Consider the following 16,753-nt stretch of genomic DNA (forward strand, 5'->3'; position numbering starts at 1 on the left):
AGCGGGGGGGCCAGCAGCCGACGGCGGTCGGTCCGCACGCCCGCCTCAGGCACGGCGCCCGGTTGCGATGATCCAGACCAGGGTCGCCAGGGCCGCAACGATGTAGACCGTCTCGCCCCACGCCAGATACCAGGGACGGCTGATCTCCAAGATGTTCGGTTGGGCGAGGGACAACAGGCTGGGAACGCTGATCACCATCAGCACCAACCAGCCCCAGCCCAGAACACGGGCGCCGGGCATGTCGCGCCACGGCCCGTGGATCAGCCAGATCATCAGCGGCACCACCCACACCCAGTGGTGCGTCCATGACACCGGCGCTGCCAACAGCCCGAACACCTGGACCACCAGCAGCGAGGCCAGCCGGTCGCGTTCGCCTGCAACGGACCCCAGCGCCCGCCACGCAAGCAGCGACAGTACCGCGGTCGCCGCAATCGCCCCGATGACGACGGGGCCGGTGCCCACGTCGTAACCCATGATCCTGGAAATCCCGCCCCGCCAGGACTGATTCCACGACGAGCCGACCGGCAGCTCCCCGGCGGCGTCGATCAACTGGTGGGGAAAGTAGCGACGCGTGTCATCGGGGAGAACGAGGAACGACAACCCCACGGCGGCGAAGAAGACCACCGCCGAGAACACCGCAGCGGCCCAGCGCCGCATCCCGACGAAGTACAGCCCGGTGATCGCAGGCGTCAGCTTCACTCCCGCGCCCAGCCCGATCAACAGGCCGGAAAGCCACCAACGCGTGCTGTATGCCGCATACAGCGTGGCAAGCATCAGAAAGATGCCAATCTGCCCGACCTGGATGTTGCCGCCCGGCGCCTCCAGCCAGATGGCGACTGCCGTCCACAGCATGGCGGTCCGGTGGCTACCGCCGCCCATCAATCGCTGACTGATCCGCACCGAGCCGTACAGCGCGGCTATCAGGCCCACCTGCCAGATGAATGCGACCACACCGAACGGCAGAAAATGCAGTGGATAGAACACCATTGCCGCAAACGGCGGATAGGTGAACGGCAAATGCTCGCCCTTGGTCGGGTCGATGTAGGAAAAGTCGTACAAGGTGCCTGGATGATCCACCGCCGCGCCGCCGAGCACGTACACATGGAGGTCGAAGAACGCGTCGCCTTCGACCAGGTAATAGCCCATCGTCGAGGCGAGTCGCGCGATGACGCTGATACCAAGCAAAATCGGCGCCAAGGCCTCCAAGTCGGAGATGCGGGGACGCACCACCGAGACCGACTCCGCGTTCACCGAGGTGACTATAACGGCATGAGGTCGGCCTGGCATTTGCCACATCCGGGCTAGTCCGCCGGGCGAACCAAAATTGGTGACTGGGACGAAAGGGCGCCGCGGCGGGCCAGGATACCGGTGGCGATGACCCATCCGCGTGTTGCCAGGGCCGATATCGGATAGATGAGCCCGGCCCACGCCTGATACCACGGGCGGCTGATCTGCCACCGACTCGACTGAAGCTGCGCGAGCGCATTGGGTACCGCTGTGACGGCCACGACCAGCCATGTCCACCACAGAACTCGGGCGCCCGGATTGTCCCACCACGGTCCGTGAAGAAGCCAGATCAGCAATGGCACGTTCCACACCCAGTGATTGGTCCAAGAGACCGGCGAGGCGAGCAGACCAAAGAGCATGACCACCAGGAGCGAGCCCAGCCGGTCGCGGCGTTGGGGGGAACAGGACCCAACACCCACCATGCCAATACGGCCAGCGCACCGGTCACGGCAATCGCCGCGACCAATTGCGGACCCGTCCCGGCGTCGTAACCCAGCACACGCGCAAACCCACCGCGCCAGGATTGGTTGTCGACCGACCCGATCGGGAACACCGTGTCCCGGCGTATCCACTCGGTGAAGTAATAGCGGTCCGTTCTCGTAGTCACCAGAGAGACCATTCCGATCGCCGATCGCCGAGTGCCGATCGCCGAGTGCCGTCGGCGCCGGTCCTAGACCCGTTCGATCCAGTCGGCGACGGCAAGTTTAGCGGCGTGCACGGTGGGCCACAACCCAGGAGTGGAACTCGACTTTCACTGTGGCCCAAAATGATTCAGCATGCGCGATTTCAGCAAAACCCTGGCGCAGACCGGCCGGGCACGCTGACCACGACCACCGGTCGTGGACTCGACTTTCAGTGTGGTGCAAAATGATTCAGCATGCGCGATTTCAGCAAAACCCTGGCACGGGCCGAGCGGGCTCGTGTTTGGTAGCGAGAACCGGGCCAACTGCGCGAGGTGCGGAGGTGTACTGACAGCCGAGCGCGCGCATCGCACCCTCACGCTGACCACCGCCTCCAGGCATAACAACCACCTCGACGCCGCCATCAAACGATCACCGACCGCTGAGCCCGAGGCCAATCACCTAGCCGCACAAGCTGGTCGCCACCAGATACACCCCAGCACGGCGAGTGCGACGGCTACGGCCCCGACGCGGTGGGCCCGCAACCACTCCGGCGCTCGGTTCAGGAGAGCCGACGTCTTGGCCGGCGTCAGCAGGTAATTGATGAGCGGGATCTCGGCAAAAGCGAACGAGACTAGCGCATACGCTGCCATTGTGGCCACCTGCGTTCTCGCGGCACCCCCCGACGCCAGGATGACGCCGAGCGCTCCGACCAACTCGACATGCGGACCGAGCCCGGCCCAGAGGCCGGCCAGGAACGCCACCCATAGCGACTGCCGCTGGAGCATCGCCCGCCCCCCGGGACTACAGCCGCCGGGACCCTGCTCGCCAGCCATCCGGTCAGCATTCGGTGAGGTTTAGGGCTTTCGCTGCGCCGCGGCAGCTACCGGTTCGCGGTCGCGGGCAAGCCAGAGACGTTGCGCTTCTCGATCAAGGTGACGTAGCGGCTATTCGCCGGTACGCCTGCGCCGACCCGCGCCGGGCTGCCACACCACCAGCGCTGTGCTCTTCGGCACCACCGCCACGTCGCGGCGCTGGTTGGCCCGTAGCCGGTCCAGCTCCGCGGCCATCTCGACCAGTCGCGACTGCAGGGCGCCGACCTGATTGGTCAGCTCGATGATGCGCTTGATCCCTGCGAGATTCACGCCCTCGTCCTGGGACAGCCGCTGCACCTCGCGCAGCAGGTCGACGTCGTGCTGGGAGTAGCGACGCCCGCCGCCCGAGCTGCGCTCCGGGCTGACCAGGCCGAGCCGGTCGTAGGTGCGCAGCGTCTGCGCATGCATGCCGGCCAGCTCGGCGGCCACCGAGATCAGGAACGTCCGGGCCGAAGAGTTGGGGTCGTTCCGATTCATGATCACGCCCCCGCCCAGTTCGCCCGCGGATCGAACCCGCTGGCACGTTCGGCCTTGGCATAGGCCTCCAGCGCCTCCGCCGCTTCGCCTTCGAGGTTCGGCGGGACCGCGACCTTGACGGTGACCAACAGATCGCCGTGCCCGCCCGCGCGCTTCGGCACACCGCGGCCACGCACCCGCAGGATGCGCCCGTCCGACGTGCCCTTGGGCACCCGCACCCCGACCTTGCCCTCCAGGGTAGGAACCGAAAGCGTTGTGCCCAAAGCAAGTTCGTGGAAGCTCACCGGAACGGTGACGGTAAGGTCATCGCCGTCACGGCCGAACACCTTGTCCGGTCGCACGTGCACGGTGACGTACAGGTCACCCGAAGGGGCACCCCGAAGACCGGCCTCACCCTGGCCGGCCAGCCTGATCCGCTGACCGTCCTCGACACCCGGTGGGATCCGCACGTTGATGGTGCGAGTCCTTGTCGTCGCGCCCTTGCCGCCGCACTCCTCGCACGGCTCCTCGATGATCGAGCCCGTGCCCCGGCACTCGGTGCACGGCTCGGAGAAGCCGAACGCGCCCTGGTTGCGACTGATCACGCCCGAGCCGTTGCAGTTCGGACACACCTTCGGGCTGGTACCCGGGCGCGCACCGCTGCCATGGCAGTTGGTACACGGCGCCGGGCTGGTCAGCCGCAACGGCATCGCCACGCCCTTGGTGGCCTCGAGGAAGGACAGCGCGGTCTCGGTCTCGAGATCGTTGCCGCGACGCGGACGACTGGGCCGCGGCTGCTGAGCACCGCGTCCGAACAATCCGCCGAACAGGTCACCGATGTTGGCGCCACCGGTCTGGCCGGCCGCACCGAACAGGTCACCGAGGTTGACCTCGCTGCCATCGCCACCGAAGCCGCCGAAGTTTGCGTCACCCGAGTTGAAGCGACGCCCGAATCCACCGTTGGCGAACAGCCTTCGGGTTTCGTCGTACTCCTTCTTCTTGGCCGGGTCCGACAGCACGCTGTTGGCCTCGGACACGGCCTTGAACCGCTTCTCCGATGCGGCGTCTCCAGGATTCCGGTCGGGGTGCAGCTGCGAGGCCAACTTGCGGTAGGCCTTCTTGATCTCCGCTTCGGTGGCGTCAGAGGAGACGCCGAGCTCCTTGTAGAAGTCCTTCTCGACCCATTCGCGTTGGGCCATGTCGCGTCACCTCCTCACCTGTGTTCATCGATGGTCTATTCGTTTGATTCTGCGTTCGCTGATGCGTTCTCGCCGCCACTACCGCCGGTTTCGTCGACCGTGTCGGAATCCGGCACGGTGTCGATCACGCCGACCAAGGCGTGCCGCAGGATGTGGTCGCCGAACTTGTAGCCCTGGCGCATGACCGTGCCGATCACCGGATTGGAGCCGTCACCCTCGTGCTGCACGGCCTCGTGCAGGGAGGGGTCGAACTCGTCGCCCTCGGCGCCAAACGCCACCAACCCGACGCTCTCGAGCGCGGCGGTCAGCTTGTCGGCCACCGACTTCAACGGCCCCGACTCGAGGTCGCCGTGGTTGCGCGCCCTGTCGAGATCGTCGAGCACCGGCACCAGTTGGGCGGCGACGCCGGCCTTGGCCCGTTCGGCCGCGGCCTGCTCTTGGCGGACGGACCGCTTGCGGTAGTTGTCGTACTCGGCCTTGACGCGTTGCAGTGTGGCCTTCAGCTCGACGGCTTCATCGGATTCCACGGCCGGATCGGGGACCTCCGGCGCCGGCCCACTGGGGGCCGGCCCGGCTGTCTCACGTACCTCACCGGTGACCGGATCGATGCGCCGTTTGTCGGTGAAGGTCACCGGCTCGTGCGAATCCTCCTGTGTCACTTGTTCTCCTGCTCGTCGTCGACGACCTCGGCGTCCACCACGTTGTCGTCGACCGGCCCGGAGTCGGGGCCAGCACCCGAGGACTGCTCGGCCTGGGTGGCCTCATAGATGGCCTGGCCGAGAGCCTGGGACTCGACGCCCAGCTTCTCCATCGCGGACTTGATCGCGCTGATGTCGTTGCCCTCGAGCGCCTGCTTGGCCTCGGCGACGGCGGCGTCGACCTTGGTCAGCGTGTCCTCGGGGACCTTCGAACCGCCTTCGGCTTCGCGCTGCTCCTTGACAAACTTCTCCGTCTGGTAGACCAGCGACTCCGCCTGGTTGCGGACGTCGGCCTCCTCGCGACGCTTGCGGTCCTCGTCGGCGTGCGCCTCGGCGTCCTTGATCATCCGGTCGATCTCCTCCTGGGACAGGCCGGAGCCCTCCTGGATCTTGATCGTGTTCTCCTTGCCGGTGCCCTTGTCCTTGGCGGTGACGTGCACGATGCCGTTGACGTCGATGTCGAAGGTGACCTCGACCTGCGGCACGCCGCGCGGGGCCGGCGGAAGACCGGTCAGCTCGAAGGAGCCGAGCAGCTTGTTGTGCGCGGCGATCTCGCGCTCACCCTGATAGACCTGGATCTGCACCGACGGCTGGTTGTCGTCCGCCGTGGTGAAGGTCTCCGACCGGTTCGTCGGGATCGTGGTGTTGCGCTCGATGAGCTTGGTCATCACGCCTCCCTTGGTCTCGATGCCAAGCGACAGCGGCGTGACGTCGAGCAGCAGCACATCCTTGACCTCGCCCTTGAGGACGCCGGCCTGCAATGCTGCGCCGACGGCGACGACCTCGTCGGGGTTGACGCCCTTGTTGGGCTCCTGTCCGCCGGTCATCTCCTTGACCAGTTCGGACACCGCGGGCATGCGGGTGGAACCACCCACCAGCACCACGTGGTCGATCTCGCCCACCGAGATGCCCGCGTCCTTGATCACCGACTGGAACGGCTTGCGGGTGCGGTCCAGCAGATCCTGAGTGATCTTCTGGAACTCGGCCCTGGTCAGCTGCTCGTCGAGGAACAGCGGGTTCTTGTCGGCGTCGACGGTGATGTAGGGCAGGTTGATCGAGGTGGATTGACTCGAGCTGAGCTCGATCTTCGCCTTCTCGGCCGCCTCACGCAGCCGCTGCATGGCCATCTTGTCCTTGGTCAGGTCGATGCCTGCCGTGGCCTTGAACTTGTCGACGAGCCAGGTGACGATCCGGTCATCCCAGTCGTCGCCACCGAGGTGGTTGTCACCCGAGGTGGCCTTCACCTCGACGACGCCCTCGCCGATCTCCAGCAGCGAGACGTCGAACGTGCCGCCGCCCAGGACGAACACCAGGATGGTCTGTTCCTTCTCGCCCTTGTCCAGGCCGTAGGCCAGGGCCGCCGCGGTGGGCTCGTTGACGATGCGCAGCACGTTGAGGCCGGCGATCTGGCCGGCTTCCTTGGTGGACTGACGCTGGGCGTCGTTGAAGTACGCGGGCACGGTGATCACCGCGTCGGCGATGTCCTCACCGAGGTAGGCCTCGGCGTCTCTCTTGAGTTTCATCAAGACGCGCGCGCTGATCTCCTGCGCGGTGTAGTTCTTGCCGTCGATCTCGACGTGCCAGTCGGTGCCGATTTCACGCTTGACCGAACGGATGGTCCGGTCGACGTTGGTGACGGCCTGGTTCTTCGCGGGCTGACCGACGAGCACCTCGCCGTTGCGCGCGAACGCGACGACCGACGGGGTGGTGCGTGAGCCCTCCGAGTTCGCAACGACGACGGGGTCGCCGCCCTCGAGTACTGCGACGACCGAGTTGGTGGTCCCGAGGTCGATTCCGACCGCACGAGCCATAGTTACTGCCTCCTGTTTAGAAGAATTTGCGGGTCTGAGTGGACCGCGCTCAAGCTTGCTCCCGCCGACACTAGCGTGTCAACCAGAGTTGAGCCTAATCCACTCAAGTTGTCGAACGGGTCAACGGGACGGGGCCGCGATTTGTTCCCGATCCGCCCGGAATCTGATTGTCGTGTCAGTTCTCAAACTGGATGTCATCGTCTCAATTTCAATGTCATCGCGATGTCATAAATGACACGAAAGTGAGAATCGGGGCTGGTACCTCGCGGACGGCCTGGCGGCGGGGCGCCGGAGCCTCGGCGTGGGTTCCGTCAACACGGTCTGAACCGCCCCGGTGAGTCCGGAGACTAAATAGACGACTTCCGAGAGTCTCGAAAGTCAGTCGCGATTGGTCGGTTGACGTGGGCGTTGTGTGACATCCTGTGCGAGTGTCCGCGGGGGGCCCGGCCTTCGGGGGTCGTGACATTCCTGTTCACCGATATTGAGGGTTCGACCCGTCGGCGGGAGCGCCTGGGCCGTGCCCGTCGGCGAGATCTCGCCGTCGGTTAGTTGGCTCGGCGCACGTTCTGGGCAACTACTGTGGAACCGTCCCAACGCAGGTCGGCCATCATCTTCACGGTCGGACAACATGCTCCATCATTCGGACCGTTGGCCATCCACGTCACATGTGCGACACCGTCCGAGATGGACAGAGCGGTCACGATTTCCGAGCCGCCGTGGGTAAGGTCGCCGAGGTCGATTCCACCCAGCCGCGTGGGCCCGGCGGTTGAGAGCTGCGGGCCCGCCGTATAGAGCTGCACACTCTCCGGCCACCCAACCCCACCGGCATTGCAGTGGATGACCATCGCGGCGTCGCCTGCGCCCCCCGTCAGGTCGCCAAACGCCACCTTGTAGGCGGCGGTGTTGTGGTTCAACGCGATCCCGACGTTTCCGCGATGCCCCTCTTGTGGCGGCAATTGCCCGTTTCGCAGTTCGCCTGGATCGTGCTCGCACAGCGCCGGCACGGGCGCGCGCTGCAAGTACTCGAACGTGACCGCGCCCCTGCCGGGCGTGGGCACCGTGGTCGCCGGACCGGTTTTGGACATCTCTGTTGTGTGCGCGGTTGTGTGGGCACAGGCGGCCACTGCGACGGCCGACAGAAGGCCAATCAGCTTGACGGCCCGGGACTGAAGCAGCACCCGCCGGTGCGAAACCGGGGCCGTCGCCGTGCCGATCAGCGCGAGCTTCCTAATCTTGGTCGTTTTCATTGGCTTGTGTTCCTTCTTGGTCTGTCGGGCCCGGCTGTGGTGGCCCGTCTCATGTAGAGGCTGCCGTGGACGGCTTGGCGGATTCTTGGCGGATTCTTCGCAGCCCTGACCACCAATCGCCAAGCAGTCGCTAGCGATAAGGCACGGTCGTCCGGCGTTCAGAAGCCCGACGTCTCGCAACCACGTTTGAGACAACGGGCTCATAGTCGGCTCGGCTGAGGTTTCGCCAGGTCATCGTGTTTCAAAAGTCGGTCTCGGAAATCCGTCTTGGCTCCCGGCACGTCACGACCGGCCGGTGCCGCCGGCCTAGATCTTGCAGAACCGTGTGGTCATAGGATCCGCCATGAAAACCGGAACATCGCTTCCGCCATTTCGACGGGAATTCTGCAAGCCTCCTGCTGGGGGAGTCGGCGTCCGCCACGGAGGCTTGGAACCTAGAACACCGAGCAGGGCCACCGCGGCGATGAGGTGGCGCATCAGCCCGCCTCCAACTTCACGACCTGGCCGAAGCCGCTGTTGTCGACGACGTACACGTTGCCGGCGCCATCAACTGCCACATCTTCGGGTCCGTAGAGGACGGTAGACGGCACCGCGGTCTGGTCGTTCGACCCGGCCGCGAACTTCACCACCTGACTGTTCTTGCCGTCGATGACGTACACGTCGCCTGCGGTGTCCACCGCCATACCGTCGGGGTGTTCGAGGCCGGTCAACGGCAGGACAGTCTGATCGGTCGATCCAGCCGCCAACTTCAGCACCCGATTGTTCGGGCCGTCGTTGACATAAACGCTGCCTGCGCCGTCCACTGCCACAGCGTTGGCCGACGTGATGCCGGTGAACGGCAGCACAGTCTGGTCGTTCGACCCGGCCGCCAACTTCACCACCTTGGTGTCGGCGCCCCTCGTGTTGTCGGCGACGTACACGTTGCCGGCGGTGTCGACCGCCACATCGTGAACGTGGCTGAGGCCGGTGAACGGCAGCACCGACTGGTCGTTCGATCCGACCGCCAACTTCACCACACGGCTGTTGGGGACGTTGAAGTCGGTGGTGGCGGTGACATAGTCGGTGATGTAGACGTTCCCATCGGAGTCCACCGCAACAGCACCGGGGCTGTGCAGGCCGATGAACGGCAGCACCGTCTGTTCGTTGGACCCGGCCGCCAACTTCAGCACCCGGTCATTCCCGGTGTCGGTGAGATACACGTTGCCGGCCGCGTCCACTGCCACGCTGATCGGGTAGGTGAGGCCGGTGAACGGCAACACAGTTTGTCGGGCCGCCGGCGCATTCGAAGGAGTCGTCGACTGCTTCGATACGGTGAAGGGCAGGTCCGCCTTGCCGATCTGAACAAGGTCATCGGGCACGACGACGGTCGCCTGCACAGCGCCCTTGCCGTCGGTCATGGAAGCGTCGAGCGCAACGCGGTATTTCAGCGTCACTTGCTTGCCCTTGGGCAGTTCCTGCACGTCAGAGAATCCGCCGAGGTAGTCCGCGCCCGTGGTTATGACCGGATGCCCCAACGGGATCCAGCGTCCGGTGGCCGGGTCGAAGCGGTCGGCCGTGCCTTGGGGGAGCCCGCTTGGGTAGATCGCGCAGCTGCACTGCGTCAGCACGAAAACGACGCCGACCTTCGGGTAGTCGACCGGCGAGTTGTTGCACAGGGTCACCTCGACATCGGTCGGCTGGTCGCCGGGCTTGATGGTGCCCGACGGGATGCCGCTTAGCGATACGGAGATCCTGGCGTCCGGCGACACCGCGTCGAACTTTTCGGCGGTCGGCACCGGCGCGGACGACGGGTTGACCGCGCAACTGGTGGCCTGGCCGGCCGCTGGGGTGCTCGTGGTCGCCGCCGGCTTGCTGACGGCGGTCGTGGTTGGTCCGGCGGGCGGCGTACTCGACGAGCATGCGGCGATGGAGATCGTTGCCGCGATGGTCGCCGTTGCGATCAACGCTCGTTTCATAAGTTGTTGGTGGCGTGGAGTTTTGGTCATGTCTGTTTCTCTTTCTGGTGAGGTCTGGCCGCGGTTATGCGAGCAGTGCCGCGATTTCGGTGCGGGGCACTGAGACTTTCCCTGGCCCCTCGTGCAGAAAATCGTGATCGAAGAAGAAGATCACCGCGTCGTCGGTGATCGCGAAATTCTGGTATCCGTGCACGCCGAAGTCGTTAAACGACGGCAGGACCGCAACCCCACGCTTCTCCAACTCGTGCTGGACGTCCACCGGTTTGGTGCCCGGTTTGAACAACGTGTCGAACGTGATCGGGGCGCCCTTGCCAAGGTCGTAGTCGAACGCCGTGTACGAGGTCGCCGGGCGGCCTTCGTTCGCAGCGCCGGTGTCGTTGGCAATACGGAACACCAGGCTTTGAGTGCCGGAAGAGGGCGTGCCCGATCGGTACGCCGTGCCCGTGGCTTTGAACTCATACTGCGACGGCCGATTGCTCGGCGGGTACATCTGGGCGTATTCGACCTCTTGGTCACGCTCATGGGTCAGGAAGTCGGTCAGCGGCTGCTGGTCGGGGTAGCTGACCGGAAAGCTGAAGTCGAGGGTGTAGCTGGAGGTGGCGCTCTGAACGTGGCAGATCTGGTCGGGGTCGACTGTTCCGCCGAGGTCGGCGCACGCCGATTGCGCGCCGGCCGTCCCGGTGCCCGACCAGCCGACCAGGACGCAGGCGGCAACGGCCGCGTACCCCAGCATGCGCAGGTTTCCAAACATGGTGGTATTGCCCTTTCGGAGGCGTGCGAATCGGCTCACGGGGTTGTCAGCCGAGCTGGTACGACTCGCGCGACAGACGGAAGAAATGACCGGTGCTGCGATCGGTGCACGTCACACCCGAAGCCTCACTGTTGCAGGTGATCGGTCCGGCTGAGCGCATTTGGCCGTACGGCAGAATGGGCAGCCCGGGGACAAAATTGGTGTCCCCGTGGCAGTGCACGACAGGTGCGCTGCCCTGCTTCAAGCTGAATCGGTCGCCCCAACCGCCTAGCTGGCAGCCCGGCGGTTTCGGCGGCGCCACGTAGGTGTAGTCGCGGATTTCACATTCGGCACCGTTTGTGCCGTCGAAGCTCGTCGAAACGAAGCACACTATGTTCCCCGATGGAGACAAAAAATCGTAGCTCTCATCTGCGTGTGCGGTTGCCGCCAAGCCGATGGTTGCCGCGGCCGTCGCCGTTGCGATCAGCGCGAGCGTCGTGATCTTCATCTGTTGCCCCAGCCCGGCGTGCTGACGACCGATCCGAGTATCGTCACGGCGCTTGATGGACTGATGGTGGCGTGAAATGTTGGTCATGTCGGTTTCCTTTCGGGGCGAACATGTCTGGGGCCTGGGGATGCCGTGATGGCGTGGGTTGGTCGCTGGTGCCGGGCTGTTGTGGCCGGTCACGCAAAGTCTGTGGCCGACGCCTTGGAGGATTCTTGGCGGATTCTTGCGGCAATGCGGATCCCGGCGCGAGAGGGGCTGCGACCACGCGTGCCCTGGTTCAGGCCAACACGCCGCCGTTGTTGATGAACGCCGACCCGGCCGAGGTACTGTGCGTGACACGATCACGGGGGGCCCGCTTCCGGTCGGGTGAGGACTGCTGAAGACCGGCGATGGGAACACGTTCGTGCAGGTCCCGATCGACGAGAGCAGCAGCAACCGTAGAGGCCGTTAGCCGTGGTTGGCGCATTCGATCGTGATGTCGGGCCCGTTGTGATCGTCGTTTGTTGTCACGCACCCATGGTCGGTAGGGACATCATCCCGCCGGCAACTCCACCACGCGTTGGGTGACCTGGTCGGTGACGTAGACGTTCCCGGCGGTGTCCACCGCCACACCCGGCGGGGAGTCTGAGGCCGGTGAACGGCAGCACCGTCTGGGTGCTCGACCCGGCCGCCAACTTCACCACGCGGTGGTTGGGGTAGTCGGTACCGTAGACGTTGCCGACGGTGTCCACCGCCACCTGGGTGGGGTGGTCGGGGTCGGTGAACGGCAGCACGGTTTGAGTGTTCGACCCGGCCGCCAACTTCACCACGCGACCGGGCACAGTATGTGAACCGCCGGCAAAGTCGACGACGTACACGTCGCAGGCGGCGTCCAGCGCGAGACTTTGGGGTGCCTCTCTATTAGTCAAGAGGCATTTGCCGCTACTCCTGAAGGCATTCCGATGGTGCGCACCACCGCACGGCTCGGTCACCGTCTGTCACGGTGAAGTCCAGATGCCCAAGCCCGAGGATCGCCGGTGCCGTCATATCGACATTCTGCGCCGATGAGACGACGGTGCCTCACCTGCGGGGACCTGGGCGACGGGAGCTATCGCCCACAACACGCCCCGGCTCAGCTCTCCGCCGATCGCCGCGGACACGGGTCCAAAGCGAGCCCGCGGACCTGGGCGGGAACACAAACAGTGCGCCCACGCATCGGTTAGACCAACTTCGCGCACAGCTGGAACAGAATCAGGGAACCGCGCGGCAGAATGCTAAGCAGGGCCAGTCGGCGGCTCGGCCGCCACGGAGACGATATTGGCGAAATGCCCTGTGGCGCGGTGTAACTCGCTACCGTTAGCTGGTAACGGTGCGTGCTCGGCAGGTGCGAGTTACCCCGTACCGTTAAGGGCCTTATCGACAAGTGTGCGGATGACGGTCAGGTTGTTCGTGAGGTTGTTGTGCAGGGATGCCGTGGCGGCATCCGGGTCGCCAGCTCGAACGGGGTCGAGCAGATCCTGATGCGCGCGCTGCCTGTGGGCGCGATCGTCGGGGCCGGCGCCGTCGGCAAGTCGCATAACCCATGTCGAACACGTGTTCCCCATTGTTGCGTATGGGTAGGTGTGGTCCGTGAGGCGGTGTTTGTGTCGCGCGGCCATAAGGTTTTTCGTCGCTGCGACCAGGTCGATTATGCCGTGTAGTCGGCCCTTGTTAACCCAACTACCAATACTGGCCAGCAAACATGTGGTCCAATCAGCGGTGATGGGCACGGTCGGACGCGTCTTGGGAAGAGCGCTGAGGTCTCGCACCTAAAGGAGGGCCGGCGTGGACGTGGGGACAACGACCCCGATTCGGTTGCCGGACGAGCGTTCATTCACGCGTCGCACCAGCCCATCAAGAATCTTCCAAGGCGTCGGCCACAACCTTTCCCGGACCGGCGACAACAGCCGGCGCCAACGAACGACCCACGCCAGGGCCGCATCCCGCCACGCGGACATGTTCACTAGACAGGAAACCGACACGATGAAAACGACCACGATCACTACGCTCGGGCTGATGGCTGCGGCGACCGCCGGGGGCGCCATCGCGCTATCGCCGATCGCACACGCCGATGACAGTTATCTGTTTAGATCACCGTCCGGCAAACATTGGCTGCGCGATAGTAGATCAAGGTGACAGCACATACGCTGTTTGCAAGATCCATGACCACACCTGGGTGACACCGCAGTCGGGTGGGGACTACTGCGCCGGCGCGGGCGACGACCTGTTGCTTTTCACGGGGCACGCGCCGTCCGTATGCTCCCACGCGGATCAAATCTGGATATACCCCGCTTTGTCGACGCTCGCCTATGGCCAGACCCATTCGGTTGGCACGATCACCTGCGACAGCGAGCCCTCGGGCGTGACGTGCACCGATACCAGCACCGGTCACTTCTTCCGGGTGTCACGAGACTCCTACCAGCGCGGCTGACAACGCCGTGGCCCAGTTCGCTTAACTCCCTTCAAGACAACGCCTCCCGCGAAAGAAAGAACACACATGGCCATGAACGGTCGGATGACAGTCGTCGCCATGATGGTCGGCGCCGCAACGATTGCCGCCGTTGTCGGCTGCTCAAGTTCGGGTACACCAACCAGTTCCGGCACCACCACGGTCGGGCAATCTGGGGCAGTATCGAGTCAGCCGGCGGTCACCTCGGCCGCCCCGCACGTGCTCTTAACCCAGGCCCAGCCCCACGGGTCGGCGGGGGGCATCGACGTCACCCTCGCCGCGCAAGGAAGCACCACGGTGCGGCCGGGCGGCCCGCCGATGCGCTTTACCGTCACCCTGGTCAACACCACCACCACTGACATCGACCAGGTGGGCATGGTGGTGTCGCTGGGCCACTGTTCATGCAGCCCGTCCGGCGCCCGGATGATGCCCGCCGGGTCGATGCGCATGCTCGACCCCAGCACCCAGGCGTGGGTGACGGTGCCCTACGACAGCGAAGGCACTGGCATGGATTACATCAACGAAACCCTCGTCCCGCCGTTTGTGCTCATTCACGGTCAGACCATCACCTATCAACTCCAGATGCAGCTGCACGCCGACCAGGGTTTCACTGTCGGCAACGGCGAGTCCGACATCAGCGTGACGATGACCAACGTCGCCACCTATCCCCCAACCCGCCTCGGCACCACCTCATCGCTTCCCATCACCGTCGAACCGTAGCCAGAGAAAGGGACGCGCCATGGTGACTCGCACCGTCTTGATTGCGCTCACGAGCGCGACCGTGATCGCCTTCGCAGTGGGGTGCCGCGCATCGAGCACCTCAAATGCGCACACATCAAGCACCCCAGGCCCGACGACATCGGCTTCTGCGGTGGCGTCGTCGGGTCAGCCCTCGCCCGCGGCAGGCGTGCCATCGGCGTGCGCCGCCCTCGGAGGAACGGTCGATCCCGACCAGAGCTACCACTTGCGCAGCGCCACTTTCGAGCTACACGCTCGATTTCCGCTTTCCCGTCGATTATCCCGACCAGCAGGCGCTGACCGACACCCTCACGCAGGAACGTGACCAGTTCGTTGGCTGGGTCGCCCAGGCTGTCCCGCGGCCGTATCCCTATGAGCTCGACGTCGTCGGGAAGGCGTATCACTTGGGCACGCCGGCCTCAGGTACGCAAAGCCTGGTCCTCGACATTGGCAGCGACACCGGCGCCCATCCACTGGCGACGTACAAGGCCCTCAACTACGACCTGGGCAAGCACGCCCCACTCACATTCGACACTCTGTTCAAACCCGGCACTCAACCGCTGGACGTGCTGAACCCAATTGTGCAGCGCCAGTTGGACAAACACGGCGCGACGGGCGCGCTGTCGTTAGACGACCTCGGCACCAAGGCGTACCAGAACTTCGCGATCACCGACGACGCAGTGATGTTCTTCTTCAACCAGGACGGGCTGCTACCGCACGAAGACGGGCCACTGCACGTCGACGTGCCCCGCACCAACATCGCATCACTGCTCGCGTAGCCCGACAGACTCTCACACCCATGACAACGAAAACGATGACGACACCACATCGTCTCACCGTTGCCACTCGCCAGACACTGCTTGGGTTTTTCGGCCATCGCAGTGGCGGCGCTCGGCGTGGTCATCGCCCCACGCGCGATCGCCGACGGCGAGTGCGGGCCCAGTGGACCACCACCGCACGCAGCAAGCAAGGACGTCAGCGCCATCGACGGACAACCCGCCACACTGTGGATCAGCGACACCGTCGTCGGCATCAGCACCGCCCAAGGCTACGGCGAGGCAGCCATACACACCCCCAACCCGCTGCAGCGCTCGGCGCTGCTGGTCGACGCCCAACAGGACGGCAATCACCAAATCATCGTCGACACGGGCCGCGAGGCATCCTCCACACAGTGTCTGGCTGCACCATCACCCCGGCTGTCAACCAGCAGGGCGATTTTTTTCCGGTTCGACATCGGACACCGCCACGACGTCGGCGACGGTATCGGCCGCAGCGACCTCGGCGACGGCCCTCACCTGGTCCAGCTGCTGCAGCACCGCGACGAACCAGACAAACCACTGCCGCCACTCCGTCGCGGGCGATGGTCTGGTCGCCGCAGATGAAGTTGGCAGCGGCGACGAAATCGGCGGAATCGCCGTGCACATCGGCGCACGCGTGAGCGCCCTGGCCGCGCCGAACGATGTGCTCGCGTCCAGCACGCTGCGCGACCTCGTAATCGGATCCGGACTCGAGTTCGACGACCGCGGCGCGCACGAACTCAAGCCGCGAGACGCAGGTGCGCATTGACTCCAACGGCCCTTGGCTGACCGTGCTCGGGCCCGGGTTCTGCGCCGAACCCGACAACCCTCGTCTGGATACCTTGTTGCCGCACAAAGAGCTCACCGTCGAGCGGTTCGCGAAGTGGATCAAGATCAACGACACTTTCGATGGGTTGGCATGGGCGGTAGCGCGCCGCATGAACGTTCCTGTGCAGCTACAGGTACAGCTACTCACGTCGCTGGTTGAGGGATTCCACCGTCGACTGACTCCACCTGACGAACAAACGTGGTTCCCCGACGGCTCGAAGCGCGCGCTCCTGCGCGTCCGCGAAGCCGCCGCCCAGGCCGCCGCAGACCAAGCGCACAGGGAGGGCCTGGACCCCAATCTCGTGGGCACCCGCGTTTGGAACGCTCTGGGGCATGTTGGCGACAAGAGCTTCCTGGAGCGTGCCCAAGAGGTCATCGATACGGTATGCGGTGAGGTGCCCGAAATTGGCGCTTCGATAACGAAGCTTGCGTCCAAACTCACTGAGCCGCGGCACTCTTTCGCTCATCAGTTGCCGCAGAACAATGCGAAAGATCCCCTCGAAGATCGCACTACCCGCTGGACGGTGGTGTCCAGCG

General features: G+C 64.8%; 14 protein-coding genes and 3 pseudogenes. 5 read left to right on the forward strand and 12 right to left on the reverse strand.

Translation table 11 applies throughout. From position 1 onward, the window contains the following. Positions 1-45: 45 nt before the first annotated feature. From QOC69_RS29025 to QOC69_RS29080, 12 genes and pseudogenes are all read right to left on the reverse strand, one after another. Positions 46-1,296, reverse strand: a complete 1,251-nt coding sequence (locus tag QOC69_RS29025) for a mannosyltransferase (RefSeq protein ID WP_526445978.1) — start codon at positions 1,294-1,296, stop codon at positions 46-48. 280 nt (positions 1,297-1,576) lie between these two features. Then, positions 1,577-1,906, reverse strand: a complete 330-nt coding sequence (locus tag QOC69_RS29030) for a hypothetical protein (protein ID WP_526445979.1) — start codon at positions 1,904-1,906, stop codon at positions 1,577-1,579. Positions 1,907-2,365: 459 nt separating this feature from the next. Further along, positions 2,366-2,743 carry a GAP family protein gene (locus QOC69_RS29035; protein WP_526445980.1) on the reverse strand — a complete coding sequence of 126 codons (378 nt, stop codon included), beginning with the start codon at positions 2,741-2,743 and terminating at the stop codon, positions 2,366-2,368. 111 nt (positions 2,744-2,854) lie between these two features. Further along, positions 2,855-3,259, reverse strand: coding sequence for a heat shock protein transcriptional repressor HspR (locus tag QOC69_RS29040; protein WP_526445981.1), 405 nt, complete (start codon positions 3,257-3,259; stop codon positions 2,855-2,857). A 2-nt stretch (positions 3,260-3,261) separates the two neighbouring features. Further along, positions 3,262-4,437 (reverse strand): molecular chaperone DnaJ, encoded by a 1,176-nt coding sequence (gene dnaJ, locus QOC69_RS29045; protein ID WP_526445982.1) that lies wholly within the window; start codon positions 4,435-4,437, stop codon positions 3,262-3,264. A gap of 35 nt (positions 4,438-4,472) precedes the next feature. Then, on the reverse strand, positions 4,473-5,096 hold the full coding sequence (gene grpE / locus QOC69_RS29050) for a nucleotide exchange factor GrpE (protein ID WP_526445983.1): 624 nt from the start codon (positions 5,094-5,096) through the stop codon (positions 4,473-4,475). Next, the gene (dnaK, locus tag QOC69_RS29055; protein WP_526445984.1) at positions 5,093-6,946 is read right to left on the reverse strand and encodes a molecular chaperone DnaK; all 1,854 of its coding nucleotides are present in this window, start codon (positions 6,944-6,946) and stop codon (positions 5,093-5,095) included. Before dnaK ends, grpE begins: the two co-directional genes overlap by 4 nt. A 545-nt stretch (positions 6,947-7,491) precedes the next feature. Next, positions 7,492-8,193 (reverse strand): hypothetical protein, encoded by a 702-nt coding sequence (locus QOC69_RS29060; protein ID WP_526445985.1) that lies wholly within the window; start codon positions 8,191-8,193, stop codon positions 7,492-7,494. Positions 8,194-8,669: 476 nt separating this feature from the next. Continuing rightward, a pseudogene (locus QOC69_RS29065) lies at positions 8,670-9,473 on the reverse strand (NHL repeat-containing protein); the annotation flags it as partial. Positions 9,474-10,212: 739 nt separating this feature from the next. After that, a complete protein-coding gene (locus tag QOC69_RS29070) occupies positions 10,213-10,899 on the reverse strand; it encodes an esterase (protein WP_526445986.1) in 687 nt (228 codons plus the stop codon). Between the two features lie 46 nt (positions 10,900-10,945). Next, the gene (locus tag QOC69_RS29075) at positions 10,946-11,473 is read right to left on the reverse strand and encodes a DUF6636 domain-containing protein (RefSeq protein WP_526445987.1); all 528 of its coding nucleotides are present in this window, start codon (positions 11,471-11,473) and stop codon (positions 10,946-10,948) included. Positions 11,474-11,924: 451 nt separating this feature from the next. Then, positions 11,925-12,276 (reverse strand): annotated as a pseudogene (locus tag QOC69_RS29080) (NHL repeat-containing protein); the annotation flags it as partial. Positions 12,277-13,919: 1,643 nt separating this feature from the next. Here QOC69_RS29080 and QOC69_RS29085 point away from each other — a divergent pair. The 5 genes and pseudogenes from QOC69_RS29085 to QOC69_RS29105 all read left to right on the forward strand — a co-directional run. Further along, positions 13,920-14,573 (forward strand): hypothetical protein, encoded by a 654-nt coding sequence (locus QOC69_RS29085; RefSeq protein ID WP_526445988.1) that lies wholly within the window; start codon positions 13,920-13,922, stop codon positions 14,571-14,573. Positions 14,574-14,677: 104 nt separating this feature from the next. Further along, complete coding sequence (locus tag QOC69_RS29090) at positions 14,678-15,370, forward strand: esterase (protein WP_526445989.1); 693 nt, start codon at positions 14,678-14,680, stop codon at positions 15,368-15,370. 81 nt (positions 15,371-15,451) lie between these two features. Beyond that, the gene (locus tag QOC69_RS29095) at positions 15,452-15,973 is read left to right on the forward strand and encodes a hypothetical protein (RefSeq protein WP_526445991.1); all 522 of its coding nucleotides are present in this window, start codon (positions 15,452-15,454) and stop codon (positions 15,971-15,973) included. 10 nt (positions 15,974-15,983) lie between these two features. Then, positions 15,984-16,157: pseudogene (locus QOC69_RS29100) on the forward strand (hypothetical protein); the annotation flags it as partial. Then, positions 16,147-16,753: hypothetical protein (locus QOC69_RS29105; RefSeq protein ID WP_526445990.1), on the forward strand; the 607-nt coding region annotated here is incomplete at its 3' end. The pseudogene QOC69_RS29100 and the gene QOC69_RS29105, both read left to right, overlap by 11 nt.

The sequence above is a fragment of the Mycobacterium sp. genome, from assembly GCF_032162105.1.
Classification (GTDB): Bacteria; Actinomycetota; Actinomycetes; order Mycobacteriales; family Mycobacteriaceae; genus Mycobacterium.